Raw genomic sequence first — 23,211 nt, forward strand, 5'->3', positions numbered from 1 at the left:
AATCAAAAAAATAGATTTGAGATAGGAAAACCGTAAAGTGACCTAGCATATCCTCAAGTATGTTTACTTTTCAATACTTGCGTTATTATACGCCTTCGCCAATACTTGGCTATTCAAAAGATCCCCTTGATTAAGATGTTGACTTGGATTTCCGATAGCTGAAGGCAGACTGGCAACCGGTGTTTGATTTGTTATTATGCTACCAATAGGAACAAGGGTATTATCCTGGATTTCAACTCCTACTACAATGCTTCCAAGCCTTATGACAACATTATTACCTATTTTTGAATCAAGTACTGCACTTTTTACTCCTACTATGGTGTTATTTCCAATCCAAACAGGTCCGTGGACTACTGAATCATGTGCTAGGCTTACATTGCCACCGATGAAAATAGCATATCCCTGATCAAACCTCGTATCATTTCCAAGTAGTCGTTCTCCATTTTGAGAGAATCTTTTGTTATCATTATTTATCCCAACTTTAACAGCATCAATAGCATGTAGTATGACACCATCTTGTATGTTAGAATAACCCCCGTTGTGAATTGGAACACCTTCATCTGCTCTGCAAACGGCTGTAGGGGCCACTAATACATCTTTCCCTATAAAGCAATCACCTATAACAACGGCAAAGGGATGTATAAAAGCTGAATCAACAATTTTAGGAGAGAAAACATTTGAAACTACAAATGTTTTTACATTAGACATTATGTTAAGCCATTGGTTTGTTACTCTTGTGTCATTAGTTTCCTGTTCTAGTGCTAGTGGTCCTTGATGACCAACAAAGGCAATTATTTCCATTACTATTAAAGAGGTCATGATTGTTATTTGTATAGTAATATTCTTCTTCTTTGTATTATTTCTCATGAGATCAATCGCATATCTCTATATATATAAACAAATGAGAGGTGGATGAATATTGATTCAAAAAGATACTTCCGTTTTGGAATCATTCACTTTGCTCCTTTTCATTTTTATAATATGTTCCCTTAAGAAATAGAACAGGCCATTTTTATTTGAGATTGTGTGATAATCAAATTAAAATCTCAAAGTGAAAAATTGCATGAAGGATTTGAATCAAGATTATCGAATAAGCAAGATACAAAATTAGATTATCAACAGAAAACTATTTTCGATCTATTAGTCGATGATATTTACAATGATAAAATATTAGTCTCAATCAATACTATCTTTTATTCAAAATCGATATTAGAATAATTATATCCAAAAACTTGTGAAAATTCAATAAAAATTTGTTTTGTTATATATCCTGATCACCTCCGTATTTGTGATTTCGATTGTGTTGAGTCCATTTGAACTTACATTTGCACAGAAGGAAGATAACAATATAATTAGACAAGAAGGGGATGGAAATGACGCTTCTTAAAGCGAAGATAATTCCCAAGAAGCAGATCAAAATAGTCAATATGTTTCCGGAGACAGTAATTTCTTTAGTTGTAACAACGGAAGTTCAAACATTATCGGTACAAGTGAACAAGGAACATCAGGAATAGGATTTCCAGTAATCATCAGTAATGACAATATTTATGTGCGGGATGGAAATCGAGCTCCTGCCACTGGTTCTGACACAGCCCTTTCAACCGTAGCGTGCGATGCCGGGGATGCTTTGATAAGTGGAACCTCAAACTTTGAACCTTCAGATGGATCATCCTTAAAATCTATAAATATTTTCTAAGGCATCTTGGTTTTTCCTGGAATGTTCAAGGTACAGCTCAGGATAGCGGGGAGATCACTGTTACTGCCAAGATTTTGTGCTATAACAATCCATCCCCATAATTTTGTGTTTATTAGTAAAAAATTTTTCTGGTTAATTTAATTAAGAATGATTCCTAAAATAAAAATTCTTGAAGTGTGATAAATTAGCTTATTTTACATTTGATATTCCTCAATTTTGCAGAAATTAATTATCAGATCTAAAATATTCTACTTTCATTCGGAGGTTCAAAATTCACTCCTTGTGTTTAAGATCATTTCAAAATGTCGTCATCATCTAGTGGATACGTGCACAATGATCCTATGACACTATGGAAAAACATAAGCAGCGTATAAAAAATATCAAATTCGGACATAAATGTAAATACTTATTTACCTACGGCTTGGATAAACCTTGATGAACAAAATTAGAAATTTAAGCATCTTTATCGTAGCATTTTCTGTACTGATGATTGGTGCATCAGCAGTATCCACCTTAGGTTCTATTAGCCCAGTATTTGCTACCACAGAAGATTCTGATAATGATCAATCTAACAATGATCAATCTAACAATGATCAATCTAACAATGATCAATCTAACAATGATCAATCTAGTTCAAGTCAAACAGATAATGAACAACCATCATTAGAGACTGTAGACACCCATTTGGAAAGTTGTATTCAACAAATAGAAAATGATAATACTGATGAAGCCTTAAACGATTGTCAAAATGCTGATAATGAGTTAGACAGATTAATAGCTAATTCAACTGGATGATGAATGTAGAGTTCAAAATATAGCAAATTCGCCTTAGCTGAATAAATCGACTCCAATCAATCCTTTAATTTTTTTATCACCAATTCAAGTTTATGATTGTTAAAATTTATGAAATTACTGTATGTATACCTACTAAACGGATCAGTATCAGTAGATCAGATCATAATTCTAGATGGACAAATATTGTTGTAACTTGACAGGTAATTCTTTACTCATATTAAGACTGACACTTGCTTTGTTTAGCATTGAATTAACTTCTCATTGGGATTTAGAAGGTAAAACTGGACAAAGAATTTGAAAATTCTATTAGGTAGTTTTCATTGAAATATTAAAACTATTCAAAACCACCTTTACACGTATTAAAGAAAGTGATTAGACTTGATTAGTCGGTTAGTTAGTTTGATCATTATTGGGTAGCACACTCACATGATTTCAAAATTAGTAATGCTTCATTCTCTGTTTGTCCTTATGTAACTACATTCAATTCTCAAAGTACAAATAGATAAGAAACCATTTTCTAGTATTGCGTAAATGTGTTGAAAATTCATAATCCAGAATAACTATAAATAGATAGATGTTCAAATTACGATCGATTAGTAATATCCCATAGTAGTGCTAAGAATAGCAAAACAGAGATTTTACATGGGCAAGAGCCAATAATGAAAAAAATATGCATTTATTCATAGTACCCAGACAAAAATGGACATAAATTTTGACTACCAAGGTCCATCAATACTAATCACTACCCCTTCATATCGTGATAGTTATAATGATATCTTAAAGAAAGGTTGTAAGATTAGATGCATCACAGAGATTACACCTGAAAATATTTCATTCTGTAAAGAAATAACTGGTTTGGTGACTGAGCTGCGACACCTTGATGGTCTTAAAGGGGGCTTGGCAATCAACGAAGCAGAGTATATGGCAGCAACACTCATCCAAAACATGCAGCCATTAACTGAGGTTTATTGGAGTAACGCAGTTAATGTTATTGAACAAGGTCAATACATCTTTGACACGTTTTGGAGAAACGCTATCCCAGCACGTAGAAAAATTAAGGAAATCGAGGAGAGCAGAATTCCCGAGGTCATTGAATCGATTAATGACCCAGTGGAGCTGCAAACTAAGGTAGTTGAACTTCTAAGGATTGCCAAAAAAGAGATTTTAATTATTTTTTCTACATCCAATGCTTTTCACAGACAAGAACGCACTGGGTCGATACAGACTCTAAAAGAAATAGGATAGACAAGACATGGAGTAAAAATTAAAGTTTTGACACCTAAGGATGAGAAAATAGAAGAATTATGATATGAACTGGCCCGCAACCCAAATTTTCATTTTAGATTTATGGATCCAATATCTCAAGTATCAATTTTGGTAATTGATAAAAGATTTTCGATAGTTGCAGAGTTGAGGGATGACTCCAAGCATACAGTAGCAGAAGCGATAGGACTGGCCACATATTCGAACAGTATCCCCACAGTATTAACATATACGGCAATATTTGACGTGATCTGGAAACAGACAGAGTTGTATGAACGACTAAAAATCCAAGATAGAATGCAAAAGGAATTCATTAATGCAGTTGCACATGACCTTAGGACTCCAATTACACCTATTATTGGCTTGACAACACTTGTTAAAGACAAACTGAAAGACGAGAAACAAATAGGACTACTTGACGTCGTAATAGATAATGGTAAAAGGCTACAATCATTGAGTGAAAACATCTTGGCCCTAACAATGATGGAGGGGAATTTGTTTAATATTTCAAAAGAGACATTTGATCTAAATCGTGTAATTTTGGAAATCATCAAAGACTGCAGGATTAAGCTAGAGAAATTACCAAAATTCGATAATCAATTCAAGAAAAAAATAAGTTTTCAATTGCATGGTTTTGATGGGAAGATAATGGTAAAGGTCGACAGACACCGAATTTCCAAAGTTGTTTATATTATAATAGACAATGCCATAAATTTTATCATAAAGGAAGGATTGATATCCATATTTGTCGAACAGAAAATAGTTGAGGATGGCAAAAATATTGTTATTGTACTTATAAAAGATAACTGGGAAGGCATACATCCCGATTTAAATTCAAGATTATTTGCCAAGTTCGCCTGCAAATCATCCTATGGAATAGGATTAGGACTATATATTTCTAAAGAGATTATTCAAAGGCATAATGGTACTATTTGGGGTAAAAATAATCAAGATAGTAGAGGCGCTACATTCTCATTCAAATTACCAGGAATATGATGGGCGGAATAGACAAACTATAGAAAGGTCAATACTCACACAGAGTTACCCGGAATGAAAAACTCCATACCAAAAAAGAATAGAAAAGTACTAAGGATAAGATCTTAGTTCTTACCTATTACAGCCCTTACTATATATGTGCACAACCAACAAGCAAAATAACAGTAGTATGAATAATTTGAATAATTTATTGTTTGTACTCTAGTTTGAAATTTGTCTAGCTCCAACAAAACAATAAATAGATGATTTATTGCGCCTATTTTCTAAATCAAACCCAAGATCGGCCTGATTTCATTATTATTATCATCATTAAATTGTTATTTTGTATCCTTTCAAACTTTACATTTCTATTGTTAGCTTGGATCCCCATCAATGCTTCGCTACGATTTGTAGTAACTGAAAATTGACTGATAATTTTGTTATTTTCTTTTACGATATTTAGAATTTTATAGTTGATACTGAATTTACTAAAACAACAAACACATGATATCTATTGTCGAAATAAAAAAAGAATTGGTTCTCTACATGCATTCATTTAAAACCATATCTATTTTGTCTTTTATTTGAAAAAGGTTTTTTTTATTGACGGTAATACTATGAGATTCAATGAAGTTTTCTCCCTCATAAATTTTATGAACTATTGAATACCGATTCTCATACCTATTGTCTCCTTTGTTTTGTTTGTAAAGATCATTAACTTCAATAATCCACCGGATTTTATTTCCATCTGGTGTAGTGTTTTCTGATGAGGTTGCCAATGATATAGAAGAATTGAAAAACTTCATTTATTTGTATCAGCCTAGCGATTTCTATTTTCTTTATCGATACGAACCAATTTACCGATCATAATGTCCTATCCATTCTATCCAAAAGGTCAATACGTCATATTTGAACCCGATCTTATCTGAAGGTATTTGTTATCTAATTAGTTATTTCTCTGAGAAGGCGTGTATATTCTTGATAGAGTAGTGTTTGATTCTAAAGTATTAAACAAGATGATCTGCAATCACGTAGAAATATCCATTTGGTCTAGAACCATTCAGATTGTTTGTATTAGAAAGAAAACAAAAAGAAAGAATAAATTATTTACTTACAGTGACCTTTTGACCAGCCAACACTGTATCCTTTAGCATAGTCCCCTGATCCCGGAGAATATCCCCAACAGTGGTCATGATCCCACCAACCCTGTTTACATCCTTGTATCCAACTCTGTGATTTTCCAGAGTACTCTGTACAATAATGTGGTGTACTTTTACATTCTCCTTTATTCCATCCTACTTTATACCCCTTGGCTACCTCGCCGGTCCCTGGGTTGTAACTTTTGCAATGGTCATGATCATACCAACCTTGTTTACATCCTTCGATCCATGCGTTTGACTTTCCCATTTCATCTGCACAATAATATGCAGCATATACAGATTTATTGACGAGCAATGATGGAGCTACGGCGATCGATATAGCAACAAGTGCTATTGCGAGTATCTTTATATTAGTATCCATTAAATTGTTCATATAATCTGGACATATAAAAGCATTTTAAGTCCTGTAGAATCAGAAATGCTATTCTGATGTTACCCCAATTCTCAAAGATTTGTAAATTTGGTAAGAGATATGGAAGTTTTAAGGTTATAAATATTATTTAGATTATTATCTATTTTTTGGATCCCAAATGGAGTAAGAATAGAAAAGGTTCAATAAACAAAGTAAAATCTAGTATTGATTTTACCGTAGAGATCAACAAGCATGATTCTTTTATTTGAACCTGATATATTTTTTCACCAAAGCGCATAAACAATGACTATTATCTTGATCATTTGGGGAATACTAAAACCTCAATTTTGGATACTATTGACAATTCCTAAATAACCAAACTTGCTAGAGTTAGAACATAACCAACAAAGCAAATTCTGTTAGCACTCTAACTCTTATAGCAATAGCGATATGTAGACAATGATCGCAACAAGTCCAATAATTATTTTTAGCGTAAATACACAAAAAATAGGGATGTATGATTGCACTACTTCTGGTAATAATAATGTAGCAGGAAACTGTTTAGTTGGCCTTGATACTGCAAAAAAATGGGTTATGATAATAACACTGACCATCCGAGTAGATACATTCCATGTTGGGAGAAGATACCGGTGGTGGAAATTACACTCATCCAAATGATGGCGGAAGAACATAAAGTAACGACATCTATGGTGATCCCGGTGATTCAGAACGAGGTGTCGGTTCAACCAAATTTTTAATCAATAAGAATATCACAATACCTTGGAACAAACAATATTTTTTATATTAATTATAAAAATGTAAAGTGCGGGATTTGAACCCCGTTGTCACAAATTCTTTATCTTGTCAATTAGATCGAGTGAATTAGATCCAACGTCAGTTGTGATATAAAGCAAGTGACTCTCGTCAAAGGGCATGGTTATACGCTTAATCTTTTCGTACTCTGCTAGAACATACTTTCCTTTACCTATCTTTGAAGCCAACTTGCTTCTAGTTTTCCATGCGTTAATGGCTAATTGCAAGGATTCCTGACTCTCTTCTTTTGATAATAAATTTGTAGTTCCAGGATTATGCTCCGAGTACAGAATCTTTTCATCTTTTGTATCAAATATTGTTACAAACCTTATTGCAGAATCCAAGCCCAATATTGCTTTTCCTAGTTCATTGTATTCCAATATTACAGCTTTGTATCATACTTTTTTATAAACATTCTCTAAATAACATATATTTTTAATTAATAGCGACTAAAATAAGCATTATTTGGTCATTTCATATAAATAACTATAAAAATAACAATGTGACCGAAAATACATTACTAATACGGTTCTTATTTAGATTCCGCTGCAACTATTTGAACCTAATAATAAAGTAAGATGTCAACACCAAAATCACTTGATTAAGGAAATCGTAATAAACTTTACAGTTGCAAAAGTGAGACGTTGAGATACCATACTTGGTTTAGATTCTATTGATTTCATCAACCCTGTAGTTTTGTCAAAATAGCCGCGACTTGAAAACCTGCTAATAGGGCGATTCCTTTAATAATTCCTCCTTCCTTAAACGCCACTGGAATCATAGAATCGGCTAGCATAACAAGTACTGCTCCCGCTGCGAAAGCGATCGATATTGAGATAATAGGTGGGCTAGCATATGATAAAATAGTTTACCCCAGAGTTGTTGATAGTACCAATGCTATGGACCAAGTAACTAGTATTCGTTTTTTACCTATGCCACTAGATTTCATTCCATAAGTTGAAGCCAATCCTTCAGGAAGGTTTGAAACAAAAATTGCAACAAGAAAAGCAATATTTAAGACGCCTCCAGTTGCAAGTGTAAGCCCAAGTGCTGCATTTTCTGGTATACCATCCATTAGAGCACCTATGAATAAGGAACGACCAGAGTCTGATGACGTAGTATTCCTTTTTCTTTATAATTTGATCCTTTCTTCAGGTTATTACTACTAGCTTTGGCAGCCGATTTTTTCTTGAGGAAATAATTTGCAATACTAAAAGATATTCCTCCGAGAATGAAACCAGTTACAGTAGCGGGGAGAGTGTGGGTGACCTGAAAAGCCTCTACTAAAATTGAAAAAGTCAAGGTTGTAATTAGTACTCCGCTTCCAAAAGCCATTATTGTTGTAATGACTTGACGGGACAAATTGACATACAATGCAATGAGGCAACCAATAAGTAAAGGACTGCTTGCAATAAAACCCCAAATCAAAGAATCAAATATGCCATTCATAAAGCATCTTAATCTAGGCATTTAAAATATTTTTGATTACTCGAATGTAGTATAAATAACCCTATAAGTTCCATTAGAAGAATATAATATTCAGCTAGTTTATGTCCTATTCCATGTTGCAGATTGGAAAAATGTTTTAATCTTCCTACAATATGTAATGGTTACTATCTGATAAAGCTTTCTGGAAATATTAAATGCGCTTGATACACTTTCTTTCAAATCTATAATTATCTGTGTTGTAGAATCATTTTACTATCGTCATACCAGTGAACAAAGTGATTATCTTGGTTTTAGGGTTTATTCCATACGCTCATTAAGTATTTCTTGATTATATAGTGCTGCTGTTTTAGTGATCCATGGGCCCATACATATTAGGAGCCGACCAATCGCTTACCGCAATAGGGACAAAAAACTAAAGGCGCGCTAGCAATGTTGCCTTCAAACATAAGATAGTAAACTCCTTTATGATCTCCTGAAAACTTAAAAATCTCTGTGTCATGTCTAATGCATTCACTTTCATATTCTTCTTTGAATTTCTCACAACAAAACTCTCTAGTCATTCTTCTTTGCTCACTCCACAGAATGGACAAAACTTTAGGAGTATATAAACAAAATTACAAATTTCTTTCTTAATAATGCAGTAGATAATTAATCAGAAAAACGATGCAATCATTCTAAAAACAAAGGGTGGAAGGTGTGGGATTTGAACCAGCTACAAAGTTGAAAGGAATGATTTATTGTAGTTTATATTTTGACCGAACATTTTGAAACGGAGATACAGGATCACTCAATACAGTGATTAAATTTTCATCATCATGTCTACAATAAAAGTAATCAGGATTTAAGTCACCAAGTAAAATCACCCAATTACCTGACAAGGTTTTGATTCACATTGCTTGGGTATCATAGACATATACAAGACTCATCTCATAGGCAAATGAAATCGTCATTGAAATTTAGGTCGGTATCGAATTTCTTTGTTTTTTCTTAATTTTAAGAGTTTTCTTTCTCATACAATTATTCTGTACAAATAATTATGTTGAAATTGTTAATTGATTGCAATACTCTGGTAAATTAGCAGTTTAAGGAAAGGTTATATCAAATAGGGGATACTTTTGTAAATTGAAATTAATCCAAGCTTTTCCCGGCATGCCAAATAAAGTCACAGAGGTGGAAGTTAATAGTTTTCTTGAAAGTAAACTCAACTTACAGTTAGCTACAATAGACGAAGAAGGATACCCAATCATTCAACCAATCTGGTTTCTATATGACAAAGAATCGAACAAGATTTATGAGGCTACTCAAAAAATAACCAAGAAGGCTCAGAATATTTATAGAAATCCGGATAAAATTTACTTCTCAATTGATGATGGGAATCTCCCCTATAAAGGAGTAAAAGGAAGAGTGGCAGCGAGAATATCTGAAGACATAGATTGGAACATACCAATTGTAGAGAAATTAAATATTAAATATTTAGGTACAACAGACCACCCTCTTGCCAATATGATTCTAGAAAATACAAGAAAAGGAATACAGATTGTAATTGAAATTACACCCAAGTTTTTCTCGGCTTGGGATTTTGGAAAATCTATGTAGGATTTAATTCTATCTCATGCACTAAAAAATAATACAAAACGCAGTCCCATAAAGGAACATAAGTTCATAGACAGGATCGCAGGTCTAGGAAAGGGACAAAGAACTAAATTCATGAGCACCAAATATGATATTTCAAAATTTATTGATAATAGCAAGGCTCAATATCACATTCTTTCGGCATTAACAGTGCTTGAAACTGCATAGGCCGTTCATTCTCCTGATAGAACCCATCTGATACCATTAAAGATCGTTTTGATTATAACCCCACCCACTCTATTGGCGATGTTTCATTTTCTAATATCGAACCTTATTACTCAATGCATTTCCTTTTCATAGACCCTAAATACAATACGTTATTGCTACTAGTTTATATATATTGTATTTTATTCACAAAGTAATGAATAAAGTAAACATAGTATTATCTGCAGTTGCGCTACTTGGTGTAATTGCTTTGGGTATTCAACTTTCGGAAACAGTATTGGCACAACCACAGGAACAATCCACTCCCTTTGTAGTGCAAGATACAAAGCAGTCTGTGCAAGATCCTCTACCAGGTCATGAATCACATCAAGTTGTGATTGCAGCTCCACTAAGAGATGACGGAAAGATTTATTCAGGTATAGTTTCATTTACCGCAAGCCAACCCGTTGAGGCAGTAATTCTACATAAATACAATTTGATATCAAATTCATCCGTAGTTGCAGAACCATTGAATACGTCAGTTGATGATGGCAAATTTGCGGCATCAGTAATGAAACAATTTACAGAATCCTCATTTAATGCAGGATCATTTGTATTTGCTGGTAACGCTTTAGCATTCCACAATCTAGCGGGAAATCCCTTTATCGTGACCTACACAGTAGATGGAGATGTTAGTTCCCTAACTCAATAAAGATAGCGCCTATGTCAAATACATCGTAAAAAATACAAAGTGTGGGATTTGAACCCGCCATCCAAGTATAATTTGCCTGGCCTTTTATCAGTACCACTTGAAATAGAAATGAAATTCCCCTTTGCGAGTAATTCTTTTTGTTTTAAGTTTGAACATAAGATGATATTATGGAATCATCAGAAAATGATAAAAATGATAAAAATTATGTGGAATTTGTCTTTTATCGAGTCCCCAAGAAAAATCATGAATCCTTGTTACAAGTTACAAACCGATTGATCGAGTTTATTAAGAAAGAGGAAGTAGTCTACGACTGTTTTAGCATAATAGGTGCTGAAAATATACCGGGATTCATTAACATTACCAAAGTCATCACCATCAATCCTGACGAGGAAGAGATATGGATAAATCAGGTAACATATAAAGATCGGGAGCACCGCACTCTAGTTGTAGAAAAAATTTCAAAAGATAAAGAATGTCAAGATATTTATGAAGAGTTTATTAGGTTACTAACTCCTGGTACTGGATTTATCAGTGGTGAATTTAGAAATCTAGTAGAGGTTAATAATCAGTGCCAAGATACTTACACCTGTAAAATTCATAACTTTGAATAAACCTATCATTGTTTGGGCTCAACCAGTATGGTTTTTTAGTAATTTTTTCAATTTAACATGATACCTTGTATTTTTTAACCTGTTTTAAATATAATTATTCTCCAGGAAAATAATGACAATCACTCGATTCTAAATTTGATGTTAGGCAAACAGATATTGTTTAAATTCCTATAGGAACAGGAAATGCGGGATTTGAATATGTCAATTTGTTATTTCTTACTCTGATGAATTTCATTCATGACGTACTGTATATAATCGACTATTTCAGTTTCAGTCATTGAGGGTTCAACTTCAGATGCTTCTTCCATTTCATTCTCAAGATTCTTAGCAACAGTCAATACTCGAGATTCTAATTCCTTATTTCTGTGAGCAGTGCCAATACTACCAAGGAAATTGGCTTGTTCAGTTACAGAATTCTTGATAGACCTAAGAAGTACAAGATCTTGAGAAACAATTTGAGCTGCCGAACACAGTCCTGAATAAATAAGATAGCACGATAAGCCGATAAGCGAAACTGAAATTAAGCCAAATGGAGGGTATGCGGACTGTGCAGCGGTGGCTGACCCTGTTATATAGAAAAGAAGAAAACCATACGCAGTCAAGATTAACTGAGTTCTAATAACAGAATTTGACTTTAAAGTCCTTGCTACATACAAAAAGGAAATACCAAACATAATACCGGATATAATTCCTCCAAACGAAACGATTAGTATATTTAGTAACGCATTTTCATCATTGACTGGATCAAAATATCCCAATACAAAAAGGGGAAAGGATATATTATAATATATTAGAGGTATTATCATTATACACCAAAACCTTAGCCTTCCAATTCTTCGCAAATTCTGATAGAGTAGTTTTACGCCACCTATCCATGTTAAGATATAGGCTGTTAAACTAGACATCTGATAAGCCACATTAATTTGATCACTAACGGATAAATTACCAAATTCAGGAAAATAAGCAACATAATCTGAAGGTATAATCCGGTCTTGTTGGGTAAGCATATCAATTTGATTAAATAAACCAAATACTCCGTTGACAACATATGCTATCATAGCCATGGCAAATATCATTATCATTATATTTTGGTTAAAATTCCGGTACCATAAAATAAAGGCCCTTGCTAATAATCCTAAAATACCAATCCAAATACCATAACTGATTATGTAATCAGACATTGCCCTGTAAATACAAGGTAATAGATGAGTTTGAAATGAGCGTACTTTCCAACAGTTAAACTATTGATATGTTTGACATTATTTATTAGATAGTAAGAAGAAAAAATAGAAAATACTGTCAAACTAACAAATAATGTTAGTCCTGTAGGAGAAGACAAGTATTCTGGAATGAAATCTGCTATAATACCTAGTTGAGAATCTACAAGAACGGAGACTACCATGATCACGATGATAATTGGAACGTAGCTGTTTTTGGATTTTAGAGAAGACGATAGCCTATCAAACCAATTTCCAATTTTCATGAATCAAATTCTTAAATAATGAAGTTGAATTTAAAGAATTGTTAGGAATCCAATTTCATATGATCATGATATGCTACGAGTACTTTTATGTGTAAATTAAGATATGATCACTGTAGTGATGAAACTACTAAATATGTCAACCTAAAGGTTAGTGAAAACGATGTCAAATTAAAATTAGAAGTTAAAATCACCAAAAAAACATTGATTTTTTGAATTCGTTGGACTGTTATGAAAAAAGACATCTAGAATGGATAGAAACAATATTGGAAATTTTTTAATGTTTGATTTCTTAAAATAACACAAGAATCAAAACTCGATGATTAACTCATTTCCAACTGAATTCGTACGTATGGTGAGTAATAAAGTTCCGAATTATTCGTAGTCATTTAGAAGATACTGAAAAGTAATTTGGTAGACATACGACATTAGTGTAAGCAAGATTGAGAATTTTTTGTTATTACTCGTCATCATAGAATAATTTTATGAATATATTCTATTTGTATAATATTTTTATATAAGGTGGATCATTTACAAATAAATTGAAAATTAGAGTAAATATGTTTGCCATAATATTGGCCACTGCTTCACTGGCTTTGGCTCCATCGCTACTGAACACAGAAAGCGCAAATGCTGCGTATTATTGTTCAGATGAAAAAGGAAAGTCAAAAGCATGGATAGAAGGATGTAAACAAGGCTGGTATGATCATAACCATTGTTTGGCATACAACCCAGGGACTGGCGAAGTAGCCAAGGGATATAAAGTCGGTTGGTCAAAGGGCAGTTGTTAACAACTCATTTTTTTTATAGTTGATATTTAAATTAGATTTTGCCAAATAATAAGATAGTGTTATAATATAGTAGTAACAACGCTCCAATTTTATGGTCGCACAATAGAGATATAGGAATATATAAAGATTCATTCTTAAAATTAAAGATATAACATGCTATTTTGCCATAATATTCGTAGAAAGAATACCTACATTTTCTACCAATGACAATATCATAGTATGATTTGTTCAAGTCTTTTTATTTCTAAATTCTGTTCTATTATTGTAGCCATTAGCGTTGAAAGTAGTTGTTCTGTATCGCTTTCGGACTTTGTTAGTACGACCTGGTACCGCTTGTAATAAACCTTTGATACCATTCCAAATAACACCTCTTTAACCTTTGATGATGGCAACCTAGCCACAAGAACATCAAGATTGTTTTTTATTCTGTAATATGGTTCATCTTTTATCAAATGAGTATTATCAGAAGCATTAATGTAACGATACATGAAAATTACTAAAGTTAAAATTATTCAAGTTGATAAGTTTTTATCCATAATATTTAAAGCCTTCGAATTTCCAATTAACCCCAACAAGAAGTTTAGATCATTTCGATGGATATCACACACCCACCCATTGGGTGAATAAACATATTGAGGGTCAAAGGAATCCATATAACACAAATCATGTTATGTAATAAAATCCATGAAAACCGTGATATCCATAAAGTCTAAAGATGGAATTATTTTAGCAAGTGACAGCCAAGGCACTTTATCAAAAGTCAAAACCACTATAAAAAAAGTTTCCAAAATAAACAAGCTTCCCTGGCTATTGTGGACAAGTGAAGACTTAAGATGGTCCACAACTGAGGGAACCAGACCCGATCTCGTCACACAATTATTACAAAAATACTTTCATCGTGTGATGCTTTTAACTCCAAAAAGCAAAATTGCAGCAAAGTCTTTTTTTGAGATTATGCATATGATAAGATCCCCTTTAATTGTTTTTCACCCATTAACTTTATTTCATGTTTTACTTGAAATCCTAAAGAGGACCAATCAACAAAGCAAATGATGATGCTGGATCAAGACACATCCTTTTGAAACGAAATACGACCCATTCCGTTTATCTTTGTACTCCTTGTATAAAATAAGAAGATAGAAAGATATTATCGCCGCCCTTAAGGCTGCGCACAACGGCAGTTAGTAAAAAGCTACTAAAAGTGGAACGCTCTGTCTCTAAGTAGTCAAACTCTGTGTATGGATTCTTCTTTTATCATTCTATATTTTTTATGCCTATGAAAAGTCTTTCATAGGCATTTACAAATGGTTTACTTCCAATCAGCCAACAGTGTTATTGCAAGTTATTGGTTTTTATTTACAATATATAACAATATTTATAAACATGAATAACGAATATAGTACATGGTTAAAGGCAATAAGGTTTTATCAAACAACAAGAAAGCGTTAATGCTACACCAAGAAGAATGGTATAGGATTAATTTACGTTCATTAGTTGCTGTGTTGTTTGCCACATCTTTCTGTATAGTTAATGGCATACACTTTTTACCTATCTATGGTCATCCAAATCCTTTATCCTATGAACCTAAACCGAATCAAATGATTGATTCGATACAAACGCTGCCCGATAAAGTAGCTATTACTTTTACAGAGAGGCCCGAATTAAAAGCTAGCAGCATCCGGGTTATGAATTTAGATAACGAAAGGATAGATAACTATGATCTCAAATTAGCAGGGTCCGATAAAGCACTTTCTGTCTCATTGGATAAATCGAAACTAATATCTGGCGATTATACCATAAAATGGTTAGTCTTTTCTAAGGATGATGGTTTTATTACTAAAGGATCATATATTTTTTCAATTGGTAGAACTAAAAGCTAGAGTAAATAATAATAGTATCATATGTTTTAAGGCTGTAGCCATTTTAGAATCTAAAGTGAATTCAATACTAGAAATAATTAATTATTAGTTTATTGATGCTGATGGTAAAAGATTTTAATAGAAACTGGTATTAAGAAAATGACATTTAAGATACCTGTTCCTATTTCAACGTGCTCCTATTTCAACGTGCTCCTATTTCAACGTGCTCCTATTTCAACGTGCTCCTATTTCAACGTGCTCCTATTTCAACGTGCTCCTATTTCAACGTGCTCCTATTTCATATGTGTTGAATGGCTTAAGATTCACTAATTCGAACTGTTTTTAAAGCGTTTCCCCAAACTATAACTTCGTCTAACATGTTATTGACCGATTTCTTATGTACAGAATGGGGTTTAAACTTTGTAAAGTTTTCAAAATCAGTATATATAGAAAGCAGTACTTGAGCTCGAACAGTCGCAACCTTAACTTCTGCCATAACTAAACGCAATTGCTCAACTGCTCTTACACCTCCTGCACTTCCATAACTAACAAACCCCGCCACCTTGTTATTCCATTCTTTGAAGAGAAAATCAATAGCGTTTTTTAAGGCACCAGGAATTCCATGATTGTATTCAGCTGTAACAAACACAAATGCGTCAAATGTTTTGATTTTCGAAGCCCATCGTTTTGTGTGAACCTTAGTATACGGGCCAATCAAAGGTGGAATTGGTTCATCTAATAGTGGCAGATTGTGATCGGCTATGTCAATAATTTCGAAATCGGCATCTTCTCGGACCTTTGCGAGGTCATATATCCACTGACTTACTGCTTTGCCATTTTGACCAGGTCTAGTGCTGCCAGTTATAATTGCGACCTTTAGCATTTGATTGATCACGAAATAGATAGGTCAATAAAGTTCTTATATGTCGAGGTTTTTTCTGGTTCCTAAGCGAATTATTGTATAATTATTGAGCATTTCATGGACTATAAGGATTTTCACCCTATTTTAGGCTCTGTTCATTTAACGATAAATCTATAGCTTGAAGATGTTCTATCTCTTTTGTGAGTACTAGAAACAGAACACCTTCAAAATATATATTCTATGGTTTGTATTTGTATTTTTCAGGTTTGTCATTAAGGCGAGTTTCAGAAAGGCTATCATGTTTTATCAGACGAAACCATGTCTCCATCTGGAACTGGGTTCAAAAGTACCATCCAAAGAAAATATCCTCAAGGAAAAGGAATATCCTGGAATTCATTGTTGATGAGACAATAATCAAGGTGGGATCAGAATACATTTGGCTATGGATTACTATAGAACCAAAAAACAAGGAAATTCTCGCACTAACTATCTCAAAGGAAAGAAACATGCTGATAGCAGAAAGGTTTCTCTCAGGCGTAGTCAAGATTCATGGAAAACATCCTGTATCGACTGACGGTGGAACCTGGTACCCAATGGCATGCAGATTCCTAAAACTGAAACACCATATTCATTCTCCGTATGAGAAAAGCCTTATCGAAAGAACTATGCAGTACATTAAGGATAGGACCGAATGTTTTGATGACTACTTTCCATGTAGAAAAAAGAACTGTAACCTAAAACATGTAAGGAATTGGCTGAATCTATTTGTGGACTATCATAACAGTGAATTATATTCGGTTAAGTGAACAGAGCCCTATTTTATAAAAATCTCAATATATATTATCCCATCCCGCCATTCTACAAACATATATAGATAGAACATTATGATTTCTCAGCTTTTTATCTTGTTTTTGTATAGATCCCAATTTTCCAATATAAATTACATTATGTACCAATTGTTCCAGGAATGGATTTATAACAATATACTTGAGTGAAAACATTGAGTTACATTGTTAGTTACCTAAAATGAACTGATGTTGTCTATTACAAATTCTTCAAATCTATGGGGTTTTCTTCCTGTAATACTTTCCACAGAGTCTGTAGTCTCTGAGGCTTTCCTGATTTGGTAATATGGTGTAACTCAATTATTGCATCAACTAACCACTTCTTCATGCCTAGCTTTTCCATATTATCCCGAGCCGCATTTTCTGGAATATCCCTATATGAGATTATCCTGCCAACAATATTTGAAATAATTTCTGCAGCCTGACCGTAGGATAATGCTTCTGGACCAGTAAGATTAAACGATTGGTTTTCATATTGTTTACGTTCAGTGCTCTGGGATAGCAGTATAGTAGATGCTACTGCTGCAATATCTCTGGAGTCCACAAAACTCACTTTACCATCGCCCGAGGGAGCATAAAATGCATTTTGTGTTCTAATAGTGTCCCCGTAAAATGTTACAAAGTTTTGCATAAATCCGGTAGGACATAAGAAACTATGCGGAATTCCAGATTCTTCGATTATTTTCTCTTCCTGCTTGTGCAAACGTCCAAGTATTGGGTGCTGAATCTATAGTTTCCTGGACTGATAGTTTTACTACAAAGGATATTTCGTTATTCTTTGCTAGTTTAATAAATCTGAAAAGTTATCTATAGAATCAGGATTCGGTATAGTAATCAAGAAGAGGCTATTGACATTTCTAAATGCATTAATGATTGTGTCATGCTTGTTATAATCTAAGTCAACTATTTTCAACCCTGAATATTTGCTCAATTTTTCTGCACTGTTTTTTGTGTGAACTCCTGCTATAACGTTTTGATTTGTCAAAGGGGAAAAAGCAAGAAGTTGTTTTACCACTTCATGGCCAACAGTTCCGCTTGCACCAGTTACTAATAAATTCGGTGTTATGTCTGAATTGCTCATTCAATTGTGTAAAGTCAACCCATAGATTATAAGATAGATAGTTTACAAATTATATAAAATATTTCTAATTGTTTAACTTCTCTAGCAATTCGTTCAACTCCAGTCTAAGCTTTTTGACTATTATTTCGTTTATGTCGGGTCTATGGGAAAGATTGACAGATGTCGAAATGCCAATTTTTGACGCCATTTCTTAGACAGATAAATGCACGAATTACTTTACATGTGACAAGCTTGTGTATATTAAGTTATTTCCATTGATTAGATATTATTTTTGGAAATTGTATTTGTTTGCAATTGATTACACTATCCTTATATCTATCTTATCTTATCTTATCTGTTGTTAAGCTGACATCAACCGATCTAAATCGACTGACATGCAAAACGTGCAACATTGAGTAATAAACAACTTCAGAAACGTTAGATTGATTGGGAGTGAAATACTTCACTTACTCAACTGGTTAACGGTCTACAACGTGATACTAATTATCCATTGAAAGTTAGATCGTTACCAACTAGAAATAATAGTAATGACTAAGATATTACAAGATAGATAACCCTACATGGTATCGTTCGACAATTTAAATTAAAGATGATTGATAATTGTAGAAGATCATTTTCTTTTAAGCATTAAGCTTGTGATCAAATCTGGGATAGAAAGTGAAGTGCGGGATTTGAACCAGCTAATAGCGATGTTTACTTTATATTTAGACATTACTCTGCTATTCTATTTGGTTGATGGACTCTAGAAGATAGAAGAGGTAGAGTATATATTTTATGCTAGATTATCAACCTGCAATATTACCCAAGTTTTCTTGAAATTAATTGTCTTATGGCTTACTGCTTGTGGATCAAAATAATCTCTGAAATGAAACAAGTCTACATGCTTTTGTATATTCTCATGAAGTAACCCAATAAAGTTTCTTGATTAGTGATTCATTATTTTCTTACGAGAGACCATCACGATAGAAATTTGTCTTGATTTGTTTAAGGTAGTAGAAATAGATGAATACAATATAACAAATTATCAAAGAAATCTTAATAACAATATTCTAGTATTGATATACATATCCAATATTTATGATTTTTCAAAATTATCTGAATATGTATCTAGAAAATGATATATCTTTAGTTGTATGTCCAAAATGCAATAAGAGCAATGATGATTTAGAGGTATTGCGGATGCATGTTTTTACAAGAAATAATTTCGGTAAACATCCGTATTATGATATCAAATGCAACAATTGCCATAAAATATTCACTTCAGAGGTATATCTTTCCACCGATGAGAGGTGAATTAAGAGAAGGGTATGGGATCACAATATATCTCACTAATTATTGTACGCTGTATATATAGTATGAACACATATTTTGTTTATTGATCTAAGGCGTTCCTGAGGCAAGATTCCTTTTAGGTAGGAGCAAACGAAGTCCCATCGCAATCTGAAAATTAATCCAAAAAACCTGATCCTTTATTGATATCATCAAAAGTTGGTAAACTATCCTTTTATTGGTTTTGATTAATCCTATTTAAGACATCATGGTAGTCTGTCAGTGGTACAATCTTCACAGTATTAAACGAGGATATACCAGATTCGATACAAAGTTGTTCTATATCATGAGCGCTATTTGATTTAACGAGGATGACCCATTCATGTTCTAATACAGACATATAAAAACCATTAATTTCTTGGACTCCGTATTTCACAGCATTTGATTGTAGTTTATTATGAATTTCCTTGAAAACCTCTTTACTTTTAGCGTTATTGAGCGGACAGGATTCAGGACTATGAATAGCAAATATACCAAAAAGTTTATGTGATGAACTCATCAAATCTTTAGTATCCGTTGGTGTATTTAAATTAGAATAATTGAATGGCGCACAAGGTTGTTAGATATGTTAGAAATCAAGAAAAATGGTCAATGGAAGTTTTTTTGTACCGGGTGAAAATATTTCAAGAGTCTGGGGAATTAAATATCGATGCGTTGCTGAACAATTGGAGATAATTAGAGTTATAACCATATTTCACGTTTTTGTAAGTAAACGACAGGACGGATTGGGTATCTCGCTTATTCTAGTTTGACAGATGCAAAAGCAAAATGGGTCTAAAGCCAATAGACTTATCGCCCAACCATTATAAATGCAACTATAAAGGTATGGTGAAAGGTTTTAAAGTTTGCTTCCTATGTAAATAAAAATTAGACATGATATGCCGAATTTAATAACAATATTACTATAGGTATTACCATCATAAAATGGTGGTTAGTCTTATTAACCGGTGATTGTGCAACATTGCTATTTAAGAATAAACTTTTTGAAAATTGTATCTCGTAGAAGAATGGCGTTACCAAAATCCATTGCAAGGTTCATACTTATGTCCCCACAAGATCACTGTTAAAGCAGTTTCCATTTAATGCTTATGTTTCTCGATTGGTGTATAACCACGATATTATCATAGACAGCAATGGAAAATTAATTGGGAGTATTTGAGTATGTCAAATAAGCGAATTACCTTATTATTTATTCTGGTTAGTCAAATTGATTAGATAAAATTAGGAAATAAATATTCATTAACTTATTACACCTTAAGGGTACTTGACTTCATACCAATATTTTTCAGACCGAATTTATTGGACAAAGTTTTGAAGATCCTCATTTGAATACGTTCACTTTGACACGTTTTTTTGAAATTAGTAGATAACTTGATCTGATGAGTAAAATCTAGTGTAAAATACCAGAGGGACTGTTCTACAAAAAAATTTGTCTCATTTCAGCAATATAGATTAGAAATGGATCCAATGAAGGTATATTGAATTCATGAATTATTCCATTTACTTTATATTATTTTACATATTCTTGATAATAAGTGAAATGGGTAGTTGATAAATTTAATAGATTTCTTAAAGATACTAATTTTAAATATTACAATACCTTTTCCTTAAATAAGAATTTACTAATTTCAGGGATTTTGGGCTTTGTAGTTAGTTTAATCGTTGCCCAAATTACCTCCAAATATTCCGTCGACATCATCCTAAACTCTGCATTAACAGTAATAGCTGGTTATCTTACATATAAGAAGATTTTTGCGATCCTCTTTCAGTTATACAACAAACAGAGTTATACAGAAAAATTGACTGGAAAATTAGATTTTCAAAAATTTAAACGAATTCTGATCAAAATGCTGTTGCTAGTTCTGTTTTTGATGTTATAAATAACATTACGAATTTCATTCTCATGGTTCAGGTCCTAGAATTGAAATATCCACCAGTAGAAGCTACAACCATCTCTTCCATAATTTCTTCAGCATTGTCATTTGTCGTCATAAACATCATTGTAAGATACATTCATGTTTTTGGCTCACAGAAACTATAGGTTTTTGATATTATAGTTCTTGATCCTGCATGTTAGGATCGTTAGGATGTTTTCCATTTCTCCACTCATTTTTATCACCCTTTTTACCATTTTAATAAAGAAATTTTTGAATGCATTTCTTCTTGGAATTACTTCTCCATCCCAATAGTCAAACATTCAAATCACCTTGACAAATGTGTAAAGAATATTACAAATATATTTTTTTCTAACATTCTTGTTTTGAAAATAATAAAGTAAAATATAAATTACAGATTTTAAAATAAATAAAGATGGTGATAGGTTATGGATACAAAAGAATTTGTAACAAACATCATCAACACAAACCAAAAAAAATAGTCAAGAGATTTAGATGCATGTCCAAACGAATGTCTGTAACCATACTATCTGTGCCAGGGTTGCTTCCTATGACCTCAGTCCCGAACATAGCAGTGACAGCGTATGCGCAAGAGTTACTATCACAAACTACTGATCCATGGTATCAATCGTTAGACATAGCACATTCCAAAGTACAGGCAGCTTTGTCTCCTGGTGCATTTGGACACGGTGTACCTGGTTTACACAATATGTCCACAAATGACATTCTAGTGCTCCTTGGATTAACCGCACTAGGATTTATGGCTGTATATATCGCTGTCAATGTATTACTACGATACTTGAATGAAGGGAAGGTAAAGTTTGCGACTCGCTATAACGGGAGGATGATCTAGAATGATCGCTCCATTCAATAATCCAATATTTATTTTCTTTTGTGAAATAAATTGACAGTTCATAATATTGCAAAAAAGTATAGAATAGTCAGCCGGATTAAATGTGAGGTTATCAAAACTTATACAAATATCTCTATTTTTGTTATGTGGTGGCCCTCTCTAAATATTCTAGGTATTTTGATAAAGTTGCTTATGACAACGAAAAAAATTTTTTTATGTAGTTTTAGGATTTTTGGTGATATAAAGATATGAGCTGTAATGGAATATGTGAAAGATTTAGAGCAAAAAAAATTCCCTCTGTTTCCTCTAGATACTCACAGGGACACAAAAGATGCAGCGTTTGCGAGATTTTTATACTATGGGACAGTAGTCCATATTGCCCCTGCTGCAGTTATAAGCTGAGAACCCGATCATTTCGTGGACTAGGAGCAGGCAAGAAAAAAAGAGAAAAATTAATTAAAAGATATTAAATAGGGGTAGAAAGATAACAATCCCACTTTGTTTATTACACATATAGAGAACAAATTGATTTCATCGACATCAAATCAATTTATATTTTCATTAAAGTATATCAATATCGATTAGGCTGATTTCATACTACCCCTGATAATATG

General features: G+C 33.1%; 30 protein-coding genes. 16 read left to right on the top strand and 14 right to left on the bottom strand.

Annotated elements, in window-relative coordinates:
* Positions 1 to 63 precede the first annotated feature (63 nt).
* Complete coding sequence (locus NMY3_RS15970; protein ID WP_196816794.1) at positions 64 to 867, bottom strand: hypothetical protein; 804 nt, start codon at positions 865 to 867, stop codon at positions 64 to 66.
* A gap of 506 nt (positions 868 to 1,373) precedes the next feature.
* Between NMY3_RS15970 and NMY3_RS15975 the strand changes: the two genes are divergently transcribed.
* The 5 genes from NMY3_RS15975 (at position 1,374) to NMY3_RS15995 (ending at position 4,750) form a co-directional block, all read left to right on the top strand.
* Positions 1,374 to 1,514: a hypothetical protein gene (locus NMY3_RS15975; RefSeq protein ID WP_196816795.1), complete on the top strand. Its 141-nt coding sequence runs from the start codon at positions 1,374 to 1,376 to the stop codon at positions 1,512 to 1,514.
* A 35-nt stretch (positions 1,515 to 1,549) separates the two neighbouring features.
* Positions 1,550 to 1,696 (top strand): hypothetical protein, encoded by a 147-nt coding sequence (locus NMY3_RS15980; protein WP_196816796.1) that lies wholly within the window; start codon positions 1,550 to 1,552, stop codon positions 1,694 to 1,696.
* Positions 1,697 to 2,131: 435 nt separating this feature from the next.
* Positions 2,132 to 2,491 carry a hypothetical protein gene (locus NMY3_RS15985; RefSeq protein ID WP_196816797.1) on the top strand — a complete coding sequence of 120 codons (360 nt, stop codon included), beginning with the start codon at positions 2,132 to 2,134 and terminating at the stop codon, positions 2,489 to 2,491.
* A 699-nt stretch (positions 2,492 to 3,190) separates the two neighbouring features.
* Complete coding sequence (locus tag NMY3_RS15990; protein WP_196816798.1) at positions 3,191 to 3,736, top strand: hypothetical protein; 546 nt, start codon at positions 3,191 to 3,193, stop codon at positions 3,734 to 3,736.
* A 102-nt stretch (positions 3,737 to 3,838) separates the two neighbouring features.
* Positions 3,839 to 4,750: a sensor histidine kinase gene (locus tag NMY3_RS15995; protein WP_196816799.1), complete on the top strand. Its 912-nt coding sequence runs from the start codon at positions 3,839 to 3,841 to the stop codon at positions 4,748 to 4,750.
* A gap of 521 nt (positions 4,751 to 5,271) precedes the next feature.
* Here the strand turns inward: NMY3_RS15995 and NMY3_RS16000 are convergent.
* Complete coding sequence (locus NMY3_RS16000) at positions 5,272 to 5,535, bottom strand: hypothetical protein (protein WP_196816800.1); 264 nt, start codon at positions 5,533 to 5,535, stop codon at positions 5,272 to 5,274.
* 301 nt (positions 5,536 to 5,836) lie between these two features.
* Positions 5,837 to 6,250 carry a hypothetical protein gene (locus NMY3_RS16005; protein WP_196816801.1) on the bottom strand — a complete coding sequence of 138 codons (414 nt, stop codon included), beginning with the start codon at positions 6,248 to 6,250 and terminating at the stop codon, positions 5,837 to 5,839.
* A gap of 450 nt (positions 6,251 to 6,700) precedes the next feature.
* Here NMY3_RS16005 and NMY3_RS16010 point away from each other — a divergent pair, with 450 nt between their 5' ends.
* Entirely contained in the window at positions 6,701 to 6,919 is a 219-nt protein-coding gene (locus tag NMY3_RS16010; RefSeq protein ID WP_196816802.1) for a hypothetical protein, read from the top strand.
* 167 nt (positions 6,920 to 7,086) lie between these two features.
* Here the strand turns inward: NMY3_RS16010 and NMY3_RS16015 are convergent, their stop codons facing one another.
* The 4 genes from NMY3_RS16015 to NMY3_RS16030 form a co-directional block, all read right to left on the bottom strand.
* Positions 7,087 to 7,434 carry a hypothetical protein gene (locus tag NMY3_RS16015; RefSeq protein WP_196816803.1) on the bottom strand — a complete coding sequence of 116 codons (348 nt, stop codon included), beginning with the start codon at positions 7,432 to 7,434 and terminating at the stop codon, positions 7,087 to 7,089.
* Positions 7,435 to 7,922: 488 nt separating this feature from the next.
* Positions 7,923 to 8,129: a hypothetical protein gene (locus NMY3_RS16020; RefSeq protein WP_196816804.1), complete on the bottom strand. Its 207-nt coding sequence runs from the start codon at positions 8,127 to 8,129 to the stop codon at positions 7,923 to 7,925.
* Between the two features lie 8 nt (positions 8,130 to 8,137).
* Positions 8,138 to 8,503 carry a hypothetical protein gene (locus tag NMY3_RS16025; protein ID WP_196816805.1) on the bottom strand — a complete coding sequence of 122 codons (366 nt, stop codon included), beginning with the start codon at positions 8,501 to 8,503 and terminating at the stop codon, positions 8,138 to 8,140.
* 371 nt (positions 8,504 to 8,874) lie between these two features.
* On the bottom strand, positions 8,875 to 9,063 hold the full coding sequence (locus NMY3_RS16030; RefSeq protein ID WP_196816806.1) for a hypothetical protein: 189 nt from the start codon (positions 9,061 to 9,063) through the stop codon (positions 8,875 to 8,877).
* Between the two features lie 562 nt (positions 9,064 to 9,625).
* Here NMY3_RS16030 and NMY3_RS16035 point away from each other — a divergent pair.
* The 3 genes from NMY3_RS16035 (at position 9,626) to NMY3_RS16045 (ending at position 11,602) form a co-directional block, all read left to right on the top strand.
* Positions 9,626 to 10,099 (top strand): pyridoxamine 5'-phosphate oxidase family protein, encoded by a 474-nt coding sequence (locus NMY3_RS16035; protein WP_231100134.1) that lies wholly within the window; start codon positions 9,626 to 9,628, stop codon positions 10,097 to 10,099.
* A 397-nt stretch (positions 10,100 to 10,496) separates the two neighbouring features.
* The gene (locus NMY3_RS16040) at positions 10,497 to 10,991 is read left to right on the top strand and encodes a hypothetical protein (protein WP_196816807.1); all 495 of its coding nucleotides are present in this window, start codon (positions 10,497 to 10,499) and stop codon (positions 10,989 to 10,991) included.
* A gap of 167 nt (positions 10,992 to 11,158) precedes the next feature.
* The gene (locus NMY3_RS16045; protein ID WP_196816808.1) at positions 11,159 to 11,602 is read left to right on the top strand and encodes a DUF1428 family protein; all 444 of its coding nucleotides are present in this window, start codon (positions 11,159 to 11,161) and stop codon (positions 11,600 to 11,602) included.
* A gap of 209 nt (positions 11,603 to 11,811) precedes the next feature.
* Here the strand turns inward: NMY3_RS16045 and NMY3_RS16050 are convergent, their stop codons facing one another.
* Together NMY3_RS16050 and NMY3_RS16055 are read right to left on the bottom strand one after the other, a co-directional pair.
* A complete protein-coding gene (locus NMY3_RS16050; protein WP_196816809.1) occupies positions 11,812 to 12,783 on the bottom strand; it encodes a hypothetical protein in 972 nt (323 codons plus the stop codon).
* Complete coding sequence (locus NMY3_RS16055; protein WP_196816810.1) at positions 12,768 to 13,085, bottom strand: hypothetical protein; 318 nt, start codon at positions 13,083 to 13,085, stop codon at positions 12,768 to 12,770. Before NMY3_RS16055 ends, NMY3_RS16050 begins: the two co-directional genes overlap by 16 nt.
* A 539-nt stretch (positions 13,086 to 13,624) precedes the next feature.
* Here NMY3_RS16055 and NMY3_RS16060 point away from each other — a divergent pair.
* Positions 13,625 to 13,873: a hypothetical protein gene (locus tag NMY3_RS16060; protein WP_196816811.1), complete on the top strand. Its 249-nt coding sequence runs from the start codon at positions 13,625 to 13,627 to the stop codon at positions 13,871 to 13,873.
* A 212-nt stretch (positions 13,874 to 14,085) separates the two neighbouring features.
* Here the strand turns inward: NMY3_RS16060 and NMY3_RS16065 are convergent, their stop codons facing one another.
* A complete protein-coding gene (locus NMY3_RS16065; RefSeq protein WP_196816812.1) occupies positions 14,086 to 14,361 on the bottom strand; it encodes a hypothetical protein in 276 nt (91 codons plus the stop codon).
* Between the two features lie 196 nt (positions 14,362 to 14,557).
* On the opposite strand from NMY3_RS16065, the gene NMY3_RS16070 reads away from it, so the two are divergent.
* Both NMY3_RS16070 and NMY3_RS16075 read left to right on the top strand, forming a co-directional pair.
* Positions 14,558 to 14,926, top strand: a complete 369-nt coding sequence (locus NMY3_RS16070) for a hypothetical protein (protein ID WP_196816813.1) — start codon at positions 14,558 to 14,560, stop codon at positions 14,924 to 14,926.
* Between the two features lie 350 nt (positions 14,927 to 15,276).
* Complete coding sequence (locus NMY3_RS16075; RefSeq protein ID WP_196816814.1) at positions 15,277 to 15,753, top strand: copper resistance CopC family protein; 477 nt, start codon at positions 15,277 to 15,279, stop codon at positions 15,751 to 15,753.
* A gap of 295 nt (positions 15,754 to 16,048) precedes the next feature.
* Here the strand turns inward: NMY3_RS16075 and NMY3_RS16080 are convergent, their stop codons facing one another.
* A complete protein-coding gene (locus NMY3_RS16080; protein ID WP_196816815.1) occupies positions 16,049 to 16,615 on the bottom strand; it encodes an NADPH-dependent FMN reductase in 567 nt (188 codons plus the stop codon).
* A 179-nt stretch (positions 16,616 to 16,794) separates the two neighbouring features.
* Here NMY3_RS16080 and NMY3_RS16085 point away from each other — a divergent pair, with 179 nt between their 5' ends.
* Positions 16,795 to 17,400, top strand: a complete 606-nt coding sequence (locus NMY3_RS16085) for a DDE-type integrase/transposase/recombinase (protein ID WP_196816816.1) — start codon at positions 16,795 to 16,797, stop codon at positions 17,398 to 17,400.
* A gap of 238 nt (positions 17,401 to 17,638) precedes the next feature.
* On the opposite strand, the gene NMY3_RS16090 is transcribed toward NMY3_RS16085, so the two are convergent.
* From NMY3_RS16090 to NMY3_RS16100, 3 genes are all read right to left on the bottom strand, one after another.
* Positions 17,639 to 18,142: an NmrA family NAD(P)-binding protein gene (locus NMY3_RS16090; protein WP_196816817.1), complete on the bottom strand. Its 504-nt coding sequence runs from the start codon at positions 18,140 to 18,142 to the stop codon at positions 17,639 to 17,641.
* Between the two features lie 78 nt (positions 18,143 to 18,220).
* Positions 18,221 to 18,520, bottom strand: coding sequence for an NAD(P)H-binding protein (locus NMY3_RS16095; RefSeq protein ID WP_196816818.1), 300 nt, complete (start codon positions 18,518 to 18,520; stop codon positions 18,221 to 18,223).
* 1,504 nt (positions 18,521 to 20,024) lie between these two features.
* Positions 20,025 to 20,348 (bottom strand): hypothetical protein, encoded by a 324-nt coding sequence (locus tag NMY3_RS16100; RefSeq protein ID WP_196816819.1) that lies wholly within the window; start codon positions 20,346 to 20,348, stop codon positions 20,025 to 20,027.
* Positions 20,349 to 21,384: 1,036 nt separating this feature from the next.
* On the opposite strand from NMY3_RS16100, the gene NMY3_RS16105 reads away from it, so the two are divergent.
* The 3 genes from NMY3_RS16105 to NMY3_RS16110 all read left to right on the top strand — a co-directional run bounded on the left by NMY3_RS16105 (position 21,385) and on the right by NMY3_RS16110 (position 22,597).
* Entirely contained in the window at positions 21,385 to 21,729 is a 345-nt protein-coding gene (locus NMY3_RS16105) for a hypothetical protein (protein ID WP_196816820.1), read from the top strand.
* Between the two features lie 23 nt (positions 21,730 to 21,752).
* Positions 21,753 to 21,890, top strand: a complete 138-nt coding sequence (locus tag NMY3_RS16780; RefSeq protein ID WP_231100135.1) for a hypothetical protein — start codon at positions 21,753 to 21,755, stop codon at positions 21,888 to 21,890.
* A 404-nt stretch (positions 21,891 to 22,294) separates the two neighbouring features.
* Positions 22,295 to 22,597 carry a hypothetical protein gene (locus NMY3_RS16110; protein ID WP_231100136.1) on the top strand — a complete coding sequence of 101 codons (303 nt, stop codon included), beginning with the start codon at positions 22,295 to 22,297 and terminating at the stop codon, positions 22,595 to 22,597.
* The last annotated feature ends 614 nt before the right edge of the window (positions 22,598 to 23,211 follow it).

Source organism: Candidatus Nitrosocosmicus oleophilus (assembly GCF_000802205.1).
Classification (GTDB): Archaea; Thermoproteota; Nitrososphaeria; order Nitrososphaerales; family Nitrososphaeraceae; genus Nitrosocosmicus; species Nitrosocosmicus oleophilus.